Here is a 12,178-nt window from a genome sequence, read left to right as displayed (position 1 = left end):
CGGCGGCCCCGATCAGGCCGGCCCCGGCAACACGAACCAGAATGCGCTGCCGCCGCCGGCGGCGCTGTCGACGCCGATCGTGCCATGGTGCGCGTCGATCACGAGCTTGCAGAACGTGAGCCCCAGGCCGCTCGATCGCCGCGGCTGCAACACGCCGGGCACCTGCGCGAACTTGTCGAAGATCGCCGCGCGCGCGTCCGGCGGCACGCCGGGCCCCTCGTCGGTCACGGTCACGGTGCAGCCGCGGTCGTCTTCGGTCACGGCCACGCGCACGGTGCCGCCCTTGGGCGTGAACTTCACCGCGTTGTCGAGCAGGTTGGTCACCACGCGGGCCAGCAGTTTGCCGTCGCCCTGGATCACGACGGGCGACGGCGGCGGCACGCACAGCATGCGCACCGATCCGGCATACATCCCGCGCACGGCCTCGGCGGTGAGGGCGCCGAGGTCCACGCGCTCGTGCTCCACCGGGAGGCGGCCGGCCTCGAGGCGGCTCACGTCCAGCAGATCGCCGATCATGTCGGCGGCGCGGCGCGTGAGGCGCAGCGCATCGCTCAGGAACGCCGCGCTGTCCGGAGGCAGCAGTTCGGCATCCATCTGCAGCATCTCGAGAATGGCATGCACGCCGGCCAGCGGCGAGCGGAGATCGTGCGCCACCATGTGCACCAGACTGTCGCGCAGCCGTTCCATCTCGCCCAGGTTCCGGTACTGCGCCTCGACGCGCGCGTGGAGATGGCGCGTCTGCATGGCGTTCCGCACGCGGAGCACGAGATCGGCTGTGTCCACGGGCTTGGTCACGAAGTCGTTGGCGCCGGCGCGGATGCCCTCCAGTCGGTCCTCGCGCGCGCTGAGCGCCGTGACCAGCAGCACCGGAATGGCGGCGGACGCCGGCGACGACTTGAGCCGTCGGCAGACCTCGAACCCATCCATCCCCGGCATCTGGACGTCGAGCAGGATCACGTCCGGTAGCTGGTCGCTCACGTGCTGGAGCGCCGCGGCGCCGTCCGTGGCCTCGACCACGGTGTGCCCCTGCGCGTCGAGCAGATCGCGCAGGAGCAGGCGGTTTCCGGCGTGGTCGTCCACGACCAGCACGCGGCCGGTGAGCGGCGCGTCGTGCGCGGAAGGCGGGACCGTCAGACGCGCCCCCGAAGGTTCAGGAAGCGCTCCACTTCCGCCGGGAATTGGCGCGTGTCGATCGGCTTGGATAGATATCCGTCGAACCCGACTTCCAGCGCCGACTCGTCGTCGCCCTTCATGGCCTGGGCCGTGAGGGCGATGGTCGGAATGCGCTCGGTGCGCAGGTCGTCCTTGAGTACGCGCACGGCCATCGAGCCCGGCATGCCGGGCAGACGGATGTCCATCAGGATGAGGTCGGGCTGCTCGGCGCGCGCCATCGCGAGCCCCTCCTCGGCGGTCGTCGCCGGACGCACGACGTGTCCCGCCGCCTCGAGCAGGTCGGTGACCAGCTCCATGTTGAGGCGATTGTCTTCCACCACGAGGATCGTCGCCATCACGCCCCCGCGGCGTCCGGACGCGCGATGCTCCGCAGCGCGTGGAGCAGCGCCTCGCGGCCGCGCCCCTTCTGCACGACGCCGTGAACCGTCGCGAGCTCGGCGCGCTCGCGGGCCGTGAGATCCTTCACGGTGAACACCACGATCGGGACGTTGCGCCCCTCGGCGCCGGCGCGGATCTCCCGCACCACGTCGAACCCGGAGACGTCGGGCATCATGAGATCGAGGACCACCACGTCGGGGGAGGAATCGGCGGCGCGCGCCAGCCCTTCGCGCCCGCCGCGCGCCGCGATCACCCGGAACCCCTGGTGGCTCAGCACGTCGGTGAGGAACTCGAGGACCGTGACCTCGTCGTCGATCACGAGCACGGTGGCGGCGGGGGCGCCGGGCCGGTCCGCCGCGCCCTTCGCGGCGCGTTGCATGGCGGCGATGAAGTCCTCGCGCCGCGCCGGCTTCACCAGCCAGTCCGCCGCGCCGAGGCTCAACCCCAACTCACGGTTCTCGGTGATCGAGACCACGACCACGGGAATCTCACGCGTCTCCGGCTGCGCCTTGAGCAGCGCCAGCACTTCATGCCCGTGGCGGTCGGGCAGGAGAATGTCGAGCGTGATCGCGTCGGGCCGGAGCGCGCGCGCCTGCGCCAGCGCCTGCACGCCGTTGGCGGCGCGCGCCACCCGATAGCCGACGCTGCTCAGGTAGTGCGAGAGGAGCTCGCCCGACTTGGCGTCATCCTCCACGACGAGCACGAGCGGACCGGCCCCGGCGGGTTCCGCGTCCCCGCCGTCGTCCGCCTCGACCGGCGCCGGCGGCGCGGCTGCCGGCGCCGCCGGCACCACGGGGAGCGTGAACCGGAACGTGCTGCCGGCCCCGAGTTGGCTCTCCACCCACAGACTTCCGCCGTGCAACTCCACGAGTCGGCGCGACAGCGCCAGCCCCAGTCCCGTGCCCTCCTGCTCGCGCGCGTAGTCGGAGTCGATCTGCTCGAACTCGAAAAAGATCCGCTCCTGGTCCTCGGGGCGGATCCCGATGCCGGTGTCCGACACCGCGATCTCCACCAGATCGTCGCGGGGGTGCCCGGCGGCGTGCAGGGCCCGGCGCGCGGTCACGGCCACGCGACCGGTGGCGGGCGTGAACTTGATCGCGTTGCTGAGCAGGTTGAACATGACCTGCTTGAACTTGCCCTGGTCGGCCACGATCCGCGGGAGCCCGTCGTCCAGGTCCACGTCCAGGACGAGCGTCTTGCGGTCGGCGAGCGCGGTGACGATCGCGCGCACGTCGGCCAGCGCGCCGGCGATCGAGAATTCGCTGGGCAGCAGCTCCATGCGGCCAGCCTCGACCTTGGAGAGGTCGAGGATGTCGTTGATCAGCGCCAGGAGCTGGCGGCCGCTGCTCAGCACGTTGCTCACGTAGCGCCGCTGCTTTTCGTTGAGCGCGCCGAAGGTCTCGTCGTGGAGCACTTCGGAAAAGCCGATGATCGAGTTGAGGGGCGTGCGCAACTCGTGGCTCATCTTGGCGAGGAAGATCGACTTGGCGCGATTGGCGCGCTCGGCGACCTCCTTGGCGCGGAGCAGGCCCTGCTCGGTTTCCTTGAGTTGCCGGCTGGCCGCGGCCACCTCCTGCGCGCGCAGGTACACCTCCGCTTGCGTGCGCTCGGCGCGCGTGCGGAGTTCGTCGGTGACGAGCCGGTTCTCGCTCTCGCGCTGCCGGAGGCGGACGAACTCCGTGACATCCTCGACGCGATGGATGATGTACGCCAGCGTGCCGTCGGAGCCGAGCACCGGGGTATTCACGGGGCTCCAGAACCGCTCCTCGAATCCGCCGCCCTCGGACTCCGGGCGGCGGATGTCGTACTTCTGCACCGGCATCGTGTCGGGCACGAGACTGGACCGCACATGGTCGAGCGAGGCTCGGAGATTGCGCGTGCCCGATGCCGCGGGGTCGCCCGGATTGTCGGGAAAAACGTCGAACAGCCCGCGGCCCAGGATGTGGTCGCGGGTAGTCATCGTGGCGCGCAGGTACGCGTCGGTGGCGGCGACGATCGTGAGGTCCGGCGCGAGCACCAGATACAGGCCGGGAGCGGACTCGAACAGGACGCGATGGTCCGGGTCGGAAAGCTTCTTGTGGTGGGATCGCGTCACAGGTGTCGGGTTCGCGGCGTTGCGGACCAACGATGCCAGATGCCGGTGGCCAGGGGGGAGGGCCGGCGCGTCGGCGTATGGCGATACAATAGATTAGCATGCCCATTAGTGGCAACAGTATAATTTCTGGACGCTGTCAAATTATTGGACGCGGCGACAGATATATGAAAACAACTATACGCCCCCCCGGGCGCCGGCGCGGCGCGCCTTCTCGACCCGCCTTGCCCCGGCCGGCGCGCCGCAAAGAAAGCACTGAGGACCTGCGCCTGTCATCGTGCTGATAGGTGGCCCGTCTACCTTTCTCCCGCAGCTATTGCCGCGGCCGTCGCGGCGGATGAGGAACGTGGCTGGGGGGCGGGTTGAAGGCTCGGTACGCGATGGCGGGCATCATCGGAATTCTGGGGGCGGTCGCGCCGCGCGCGTTCGCCCAACGGCCACAAGCAACGGTGCACGTGCTCGCCCGCGGAGACGGCGGGCCGATCGCGGCGGCCACCGCCACGGGCGGTGGCGCCACGGCGCGGACGGATTCCAGCGGCAGCGCCACGCTGCACCTCCCCGCGGGCGCGGCGCGGATCACGGTGACGAAGCTCGGGTTCACGCCCGACACCCTGCACCTGATGCTCCGTCCAGGGGTCGACACGTTGGTCGTCGTCCGCCTGCAGGCTGCCGCCCAGGCCGTGACGCCGGTGATCGTCACCAGCACGCGGGCCGATCGCCGCATCGAGGACGAGCCGCTGCGGGTGGAGGTGTTGGGCGGCGACGACATCAGCGAGAAGAACGAGATGCGGCCCGCTGATCTCAGTTCGCTGCTCGACGAATTGAGCGGCGTGCGCATGCGCACCACCTCGCCCTCGCTCGGCGCCACCAACATCCGGCTCGAGGGACTCCCGGGCCGCTACACGCTCGTGCTCAACGACGGACTTCCGCTCTTCGGCACGCAGGCCGGCGGCTTCGGGTTGGTGGAACAGCCGCCGCTCGACCTGCGGCAGGCGGAGGTGATCAAGGGAGCCGCGTCGTCGCTCTATGGGCCGGCTGCGCTGGGCGGCGTGGTGGACCTGGTATCGCGCCGCCCGCCCGATACGTCGCAGGTGGTGGTGAACGGTACGTCGCAGGGCGGAACGGATCTGCTCGGCTTCGACGCGCGGCAGCTCGCGCCCCACGTGGGCCTCACGGTGCTCGGCGGGCTGCACCAGCAGCGCGCCGTGGATCCGGATCGCGATGGCTGGTCCGACGTCACGGGGCTGCGCCGCGCCGAGGTGCGCCCGCGGCTCTTCTACGATGACAGCGCCGGCCGCTCGCTCATGGTGACGGCGGGCGTCCTCACCGAGCGTCGCGCCGGCGGCGCCCTCCCCGGCCGCACGGTGCTCCCCGGCCGGCTCGGGTTCGACAGCCTTTCCACCGATCATGCCGACGTCGGCGCCACGGGGACGATGCGGATCTCCAGCGCGGTCTCGCTTGCCCTGCGCGCTTCGGCCAACGTGCAACACCGCCGCCGCATCGTGAGCGGCACGCTGGAGCGCGAGCGCGAGGGGTCCACGTTCGGCGAGCTGTCGGGGACGGCCGTGTGGAGCCGGCAGGTGCTGATCGTGGGCGCCGCGTGGCAGGGCGACCGTTACACCAACCGCGACGTGACGTGGGCCAACCGGGCGACGTCCACCCCCGGCATCTTCGTGCAGCACACGTACTCGCCCACGGCGTGGATCGCGTCCACCCTCGACGGTCGCTGCGACGCCTCGAGCGTGTACGGCACCATCTGTACGCCGCGCGTGTCGCTGTTGTGGCGTCCGCTCGGCGCGGTGAGCGTGCGGGCGTCGGTGGGCGGCGGCTGGTCGGCGCCGTCGCCGCTCAACGATCAGACCGCGGCCATCGGGCTCACGCACGTGCGCCAGCCGCAGCCCCTCGAGGCCGAGCGGGCCCGCTCGACCTCGCTCGACATCACCGCGTCACGTGGGCCGCTGCAGGTGAACGGCACGCTGTTCGCCGATGCCGTGCAGCATCCGGTGGGCCTCCGGCCCGTGGCTGGCGACAGCACCGGACTCGTGGATCTGGTGAATGCGGCCGGCGATCTGCGCACGCACGGCGCGGAGCTGTTCGCGGTCTACAATGAGGAGCCGTACGTGGTGACGGCGTACTATGCCGCCACGCGGAGCCGCGAGATCTCGCCGGCCACCGGGCGGCTGCGCGAGGCGCCGTACGTGCCGCGCGAGGAGGCGGGGATCGACGCCGCGCTCGAGGACGACGATTCGGGAGCGTACCTGGCGGCCGAGATCTTCTATACGGGCCGGCAGGCGCTGCAGGACGATCCCTATCGCGCCCTGTCGGCGCCGTATACCACGCTCGGTATTCTGGCGGCGCAGCGCGTGGGCCGCGCCACGCTGTTCGTGAACGCCGAGAACCTGACCAACGTGCGGCAGACCAGCTTCGAGCCGCTCATGCGGCCCACGGTGGGCGAGGGCGGACAGTGGTCGGTGGACGCGTGGGGGCCGCTGAACGGCCGGCAGTTCAACGCCGGCGTGCGATACCATTTCTGAGGGCGGAGGGGACTCGCGTGTCGTCCGTATCCGGCGTAGAATCCGCTGCGCCGCGCGCGCTCCCGCCTCGATCCCGCCTCCACGCCTCCGATCCATGACCTACACGCTCATCCGCAACGGCACGCTCATCGACGGCACGGGAGCTGCCGCCGTACCCGACGGCGCCGTGCTTCTCAAGGACGACCGCATCGAAGCGGTGGGACGGCTCGACACCCTGCGGCGCCCCGACGGCGCGCTCACGGAGATCGACGCCGGCGGCGGCACCATCCTGCCCGGGCTCATCGATGCCCACGTCCATGCCACCGTGCAGTTGGAGGGGATGATCAAGGCGGCCACGACGCCCTTCTCGCTCAACTTCTATCTGACGCTGGGCTACCTGCGCCGCACGCTCGATGCCGGCATCACCACCGTGCGCGACGCCGGCGGCGCCGACCTGGGCCTCAAGCGCGCTCTGGAGTTGGGGCTGATCGACGGCCCGCGCATGCAGATCAGCATCGTCCCGCTCTCGATCACCGGCGGCCACCTGGATTTCTGGCTGCCATCGGGCCAGGAGCTGGGACTGTTCGCGCCCCACCCGGGATTGCCCAGCGGCATCTGCGACGGGGTGGATGGGGTGCGCAAGAAGGTGCGCGAGGTGCTTCGCGCCGGCGCCGACGTGATCAAGGTGTGCGCCACGGGCGGCGTGCTCAGCCCCACCGACCATCCGGAGTTCACGCAGTTCTCGCCCCAGGAACTGGACGTCATGGTGCAGGAGGGGGCGTACCGCCGCGGCGTGAAGGTGATGGCGCATGCGCAGGGCGCCGAGGGGATCAAGAACGCGGTGCGGGCCGGAATCCACTCCATCGAGCACGGCATCTATCTGGACGACGAGGCCATCGAGATGATGCTCGAGCGGGGCACCTTCCTCGTGCCCACGCTGCTGGCGCCGCAGGCGGTGATCGAGCAGGCCGAGCAGGCGGGGACGATCTCCGAGTGGGCGTTGCGCAAGTCGAAGGAGGTGCTGCAGGCGCATCGCGACAGCATCCGCCGCGCGCACCAGGCGGGCGTGAAGATCGCCATGGGAACCGACGCCGGGGTGATGCCGCACGGCACCAACCTGCGTGAACTGGGGCTCATGTGCGACCACGCAGGCATGTCGCCCATGGAGGCGCTGGTGGCGACGACGCGGGTGGCCGCGGAGTGCCTGGGCTGGCAGGACCGGGTGGGGACGCTCGCCGCCGGCAAGCTGGCCGACGTGACGGTGACGGCGATCGATCCGCTGGCCAACATCCACGCGCTCACGCCGGAGGCGGTCGTTCTGGTGGTGCAGGGCGGGCGGGTGGTGAAGGATACGCGGGCAGCCGCGTAGCCGGCCGCCCTACCGGAGCGGCGGCAACTCGACGAGCTCGAACCAGTAGCGGCCCAGCACCTTGAGCGCATCCACGAGCCCGGTGAACGTGACCGGCTTCGCGATGTAGGAATTCACGCCGAGTTGGTAGCTGTTGGCGATGTCCTCATCCTGACGCGAAGTGGTGAGCACCACGATCGGGATGTCGCGGAGGTTCTCGTCGGATTTGATCTCCCGGAGGCACTCCCGGCCGTCCTTCTTCGGCATGTTGAGGTCGAGCAGGATCAATCCCGGCCGCGGGGCCTTGCCGTTCTCGCCGGCGTACTCGGCCCGGCGGTGGAGGTAATTCATCAACTGCACCCCGTCCTCGACGTAGCGGACGTCGTTCGACAGATGCGCTTCTTCGAGCGCCTGCCTGGTGAGCAGGCGGTCGTCCTCGTCGTCGTCACAGATGAGAATCATGACGGGAATGGAGTTTCCCTCGAGCGTGGTCACATGTCCGCCGATGTGAATTGCGTGACGGGCAGGGAGACCGTGAACGTAGAACCCTGCCCGGGGGTGCTGATCGCGGTGATCGTTCCACCGTGGTGCTCGGCGATGCTTCGGCAGATGGCAAGGCCGATGCCGGAACCTTCGTAATCCTTCCGGTTGTGGAGCCGTTCGAACATTCCGAAAATGCGTTCCGCGTATTGGTCGTCGAATCCGATGCCATTGTCGCTGACCGTGAGCGCGCACTGCCGCGCATCGAGCGGCTGCGACTGGACGCGCACGACGAGCGGCTGATCGGGCCGGCGGTACTTGAGCGCATTGCCGAGCAGGTTCTGCAGCAGCTGTCGCATCTGCAGGGGGTCGGCGTCGATGGTGGGCAGGTCGCCCACCTCCACCCGTCCCCCGGCCTCGGCGATGGACGTTTCCAGATCGGCGATCACCTCCCGCGCCAGCGCGCCAAGGTCCACGCGCACGAACGGCTGCGCCCTGGTCGTCACCTGCGCGTAGGCCAGCAGGTCGGTGATGAGATTCCGCATCCGCGCCGCGGCGTCGGTCATCCGGTCCAGATACCCGCGAGCGTCGCCGTCGAGCACCGGCCCCGCCGCGGCGCTCAGCCGCTCGCCGAACGCGAGGATCTTGCGCAGCGGCTCCTGGAGATCGTGCGACGCGACCGAGGCGAATGCCCGGAGCGCGGTGTTCGAGCGCTGGAGTTCCCGGCGCTGGGCGCCGAGCTGTTGTTCGGCGTGGCGGCGCTCGGTGACGTCCTCGATGGCGAGCAGGATCATCCGCGGCAGGTGCTCTCTGGACGAGATCAGGCGGGCGTTCAACAGCATCACCTTGCGGCCGATGCCGGGGAACACGTGCTCGACGTCGAAATCGTCCAACTGGGCCTGCAGGGGCAGTTGGTGGTGCAACAGGGTATGGAGCGGAGCGATGTCCCACTGGCCGTTGCCGAGCGAGAAGATGATCTGGCCGATGGTGTCTTCGGGCGTCACCCGGAACGTGCGGAAGAACGAGCGGTTGGCGTGGGTGACGCGGAATTCGGCGTCGAGCACCAGCAGGGGTTCGCGCACGGTGTCGACGATGTCCGCGAGCAGCCCGAGGGCAGTGTATACGTCTGCGGTCGCATCGCCTTGCGGCAGCATCGGCTCCACCTCGGTGCGGCGTCCCACGGCACTTCCCCGGTCCGAGCGACCGCGGGCTGAGAGGCTCGCCGAGCCACCGGCCGGGTGCCGGCGTCGGATCGGCGCGCTATCGAAGTCCGCGGCGTCTCGTGCAGATGCAACTCGCACTGGCCGGTCGCTGCATCGGACAACCGGTCATCCATGACGTGCAGGGTAGCACATCAGATGGGTGTTCGATAGGCGCGCGGAGGATTTCGCCGCTGCGGCGAGGCATTACCTCCTTCGTGCGATGGCTCGTGCCGCGGCCCGTTGTTACTGATCAGGAGCCTCATGCAATGCGGCGGCGCGCGCCATTCGTCGCGCGCCGCGCGATGCGGTTCACGCGATGGTCACGTCCTCGAATCCCGGAGCGATCTCACATGTTTGCCCATTCCCGTTTCTTCATGCTGGCCGCCGCCCTGTTCGTGGCCGCCCCTCTCGCCGCGCAGCAGGTGTCGTTCGACTCCACGAGCCTGGGCACCGCGCCGACGGCCGTGTCCGCTCCGGCGGTGACGCCGGCTCCGGTCGTGGGGCCGATGCTCCAGACGGCTGCGGTCGGATTCCGGACCAATGCCGCGCCGGCCGTGCCGAACGCGCTGGCCGTCTCGTCAGAGGGTGAGAACTCGCAGAACATGGCGCTGATGGTGGTCGGCGGCGCCGGACTGATCGTCGGTGCGGTCATCGGCGGGCGCTCGGGAACGATCGTGATGCTCGGCAGCGGCATCATCGGGCTCGTGGGGCTGTTCCGCTATCTGCAGTAGCCCGTCGTCCCGGCGTGCGGTGTCGCCGGCAGGCTCTGCCTGCCGGCGACTCGGCGCGCACGGACGGCGGCGCCGCATGAACCGAGCGCGGAGCGTGGCCGCTGGCGTTTTGACGTGAGACACCGCAGATTGCGATCATGAGCAATCAGCCGCTTCGGATCGCGGGACGGCGCCGGGGGACTCCGGTCGCCGCCGCAAGGTTGCCGGTGGGCTCGGCATGATCACCGTCGCCATCATCGAGGACAACCGCCTCGTTCGCGAAGGCATGACGGAGATGCTCAACGAGCTGCCCGACGTGAAGGTCGTGCTCGCCGCGACCAGCCTCGAGACGGCGAAGCTGAAGGAGGCGAATCCCCGGGTCATCCTGTTGGATGTGGGCTTGCAGGACAAGAACAGCCTGCGCCTGGCCGAGTCGGCAAAGAACGAGATGGCCGACGCGCGGGTGATCGTGATGGATCTGCTCCCGGTGCACGAGGAGATCGCGCAGTTCGTGAACGCCGGCGTGGCCGGGTTCATTCTCAAGGATGCCACGTTCGAGGATTTCATCGGGACCATCCGATCCGTGGCCGACGGGGCGCGCGTGTTGCCGCCCCGGATGACGGGGACCCTGTTCTCCCAGATCGCGCAGGCGGCCGTCCAGCGCGGCGGGGCCGTAGCGCTCGAAGCCGTGCGCATGACGCAGCGGGAACGCGAGGTGATCGCGCTGATCGCGGTCGGGATGAGCAACAAGGAAATCGCCCAGCGGCTGAACATCGCCACGCACACCGTGAAGAGCCACGTGCGCAACGTCATGGACAAGTTGGCGCTGCACACCCGCCTGCAGATCGCCGCCTACGCGCACGATCAGGACGACTAGCGTCGCCGCCGTCCCCGGCGTGTCCACGCCACGCCAACAGTCAGTCCACTAGTTAGTTCGCATCCCGCGTGACGCGCGCCGCGCCGCGGGCTGGCCCCGGGCCCTCGCGTCGCCCGGCCGGCAGGTGGTTCCTGCCCCCCCAAAAGGAGTACCTCCTCTTTCACCTCATCAGGCGATACGTGGGGGAAATGGCGTGCACTAACGTCACTGCATCTCCCCATCGACGTCCGTCGTCGCGGCCGAGACGGGCCCGCCGGTGTCGGTGGCGAGCCGGCGATCCCCTCTCTTCACGGCCGCCGTGCCGAGGACCAATGAAAAACACTCTAGCTGCCGGACTGCTCACGTTCGGCCTCCTCGCATGCGCGGGCAGCGGGCCCAAGAGTCTTGCCGCCAAGGCCGGAGCAGCAAGCGACGCTCAGTCCTCCGCTGCCTCGTCGGCGCCCTCCGCGCGCACGCTGTCCGTTGGCACTGCCGTGGCGGCGACCATCCAGGACGCCATCTCCTCACGCACCAACAGCGTGGGTGAACACGTGAATGCGATCGTCAGCCGCGACGTCATGGACGATGGCGGTCATGTGGTGATTCCCGGCGGATCGGCGATCGTGCTCACGATCGCGAAGCTGGGACCGGCCAAGAACTCGGGCGAAGCCGACGGCATGATCGCGCTCGACGTGAGTTCGTTGACCGTGGGCGGGACGACCTATGAGCCGTCGGCGACGGTCGGGTCGGTGCCCCATACCCTGAAGGGCCGCGGCGTCACCAAGAGCGCCGTGGGGAACGTGGCCGTGGGCACCGCGGCCGGGGCCGTCATCGGCCAGGTCATTGGGAAGAATGAGAAGAGCACGATAATCGGCGGGGCCATCGGCGCCGTAGCCGGCGGGGCGCGCGCCGCGACCCTGGCCGACCGCGACGTCATCGTCACGCCCGGCACGCCGATCACGATCACACTCACGCAGTCGTTGAAGATCTCCGCGAACTAGGGCGCGTCCGCGTCCGTTCGCGTTCACATGCATCAGGTCAGGAGGAGTTCATGAAACACTTCATCAAGAGTCGCTTCGTACAAGCGCTGGCACCGCGGGCGCGCCTCGCGCGGGTCGTCGCGGTGCTCGCCGTCGCCGGGCTGTTCACGGCGGCGTGCGACGTGCACGGGGTCAGCAATCCCGGGACGTTGGCGTCGATGACGGTGACGCCGAACCCGCAGGTGCTGGCGGTCAACGGCACGCAGCAGTTCACGGCGCTCGGCACCGACTTCTCCGGCGTCAACGTCGGGATCACGCCCACCTGGACCGTGGTGGCCGGCGGCGGCACGATCAGCAGCTCGGGCCTGTTCACGGCGGCCGCCTTGGCGGGCACCTATACGAATACGATCAAAGCCACGAGCGGCAGCCTGTCGGCCACCGCGACC

Annotated in this window: 11 protein-coding genes; 6 read left to right on the top strand and 5 right to left on the bottom strand. The window is 69.5% G+C overall.

Going from position 1 to position 12,178, the window contains the following annotated elements; translation table 11 throughout:
* Positions 1–12 precede the first annotated feature (12 nt).
* Genes VNE60_07960 through VNE60_07950 form a run of 3 tightly spaced genes read right to left on the bottom strand, consistent with a single transcriptional unit; the run spans position 13 to position 3,646 of the window.
* The gene (locus tag VNE60_07960; protein HVB31437.1) at positions 13–1,089 is read right to left on the bottom strand and encodes a response regulator; all 1,077 of its coding nucleotides are present in this window, start codon (positions 1,087–1,089) and stop codon (positions 13–15) included.
* A gap of 41 nt (positions 1,090–1,130) precedes the next feature.
* On the bottom strand, positions 1,131–1,508 hold the full coding sequence (locus VNE60_07955; protein HVB31436.1) for a response regulator: 378 nt from the start codon (positions 1,506–1,508) through the stop codon (positions 1,131–1,133).
* Complete coding sequence (locus VNE60_07950; GenBank protein HVB31435.1) at positions 1,508–3,646, bottom strand: response regulator; 2,139 nt, start codon at positions 3,644–3,646, stop codon at positions 1,508–1,510. The genes VNE60_07955 and VNE60_07950 overlap by 1 nt, the downstream gene beginning before the upstream one ends.
* Before the next feature lie 377 nt (positions 3,647–4,023).
* Between VNE60_07950 and VNE60_07945 the strand changes: the two genes are divergently transcribed.
* Positions 4,024–6,177, top strand: coding sequence for a TonB-dependent receptor (locus VNE60_07945; protein HVB31434.1), 2,154 nt, complete (start codon positions 4,024–4,026; stop codon positions 6,175–6,177).
* A gap of 94 nt (positions 6,178–6,271) precedes the next feature.
* Positions 6,272–7,525 (top strand): amidohydrolase family protein, encoded by a 1,254-nt coding sequence (locus VNE60_07940; protein HVB31433.1) that lies wholly within the window; start codon positions 6,272–6,274, stop codon positions 7,523–7,525.
* A gap of 9 nt (positions 7,526–7,534) precedes the next feature.
* On the opposite strand, the gene VNE60_07935 is transcribed toward VNE60_07940, so the two are convergent.
* Together VNE60_07935 and VNE60_07930 are read right to left on the bottom strand one after the other, a co-directional pair.
* Positions 7,535–7,966, bottom strand: coding sequence for a response regulator (locus tag VNE60_07935; protein HVB31432.1), 432 nt, complete (start codon positions 7,964–7,966; stop codon positions 7,535–7,537).
* A gap of 29 nt (positions 7,967–7,995) precedes the next feature.
* Positions 7,996–9,165 carry an ATP-binding protein gene (locus tag VNE60_07930; protein ID HVB31431.1) on the bottom strand — a complete coding sequence of 390 codons (1,170 nt, stop codon included), beginning with the start codon at positions 9,163–9,165 and terminating at the stop codon, positions 7,996–7,998.
* Between the two features lie 371 nt (positions 9,166–9,536).
* Here VNE60_07930 and VNE60_07925 point away from each other — a divergent pair, with 371 nt between their 5' ends.
* The 4 genes from VNE60_07925 to VNE60_07910 all read left to right on the top strand — a co-directional run.
* On the top strand, positions 9,537–9,917 hold the full coding sequence (locus VNE60_07925) for a hypothetical protein (protein HVB31430.1): 381 nt from the start codon (positions 9,537–9,539) through the stop codon (positions 9,915–9,917).
* 217 nt (positions 9,918–10,134) lie between these two features.
* Positions 10,135–10,773 carry a response regulator transcription factor gene (locus VNE60_07920; GenBank protein ID HVB31429.1) on the top strand — a complete coding sequence of 213 codons (639 nt, stop codon included), beginning with the start codon at positions 10,135–10,137 and terminating at the stop codon, positions 10,771–10,773.
* 473 nt (positions 10,774–11,246) lie between these two features.
* The gene (locus VNE60_07915; GenBank protein ID HVB31428.1) at positions 11,247–11,753 is read left to right on the top strand and encodes a YMGG-like glycine zipper-containing protein; all 507 of its coding nucleotides are present in this window, start codon (positions 11,247–11,249) and stop codon (positions 11,751–11,753) included.
* Positions 11,754–11,803: 50 nt separating this feature from the next.
* Positions 11,804–12,178, top strand: a 375-nt coding sequence (locus tag VNE60_07910) for a hypothetical protein (protein HVB31427.1), incomplete at its 3' end; no start/stop codon positions are given.

The sequence above is a fragment of the Gemmatimonadaceae bacterium genome, assembly GCA_035533755.1.
Classification (GTDB): Bacteria; Gemmatimonadota; Gemmatimonadetes; order Gemmatimonadales; family Gemmatimonadaceae; genus JAGWRI01.
This window is presented reverse-complemented; position numbering and strand designations above follow the sequence as displayed.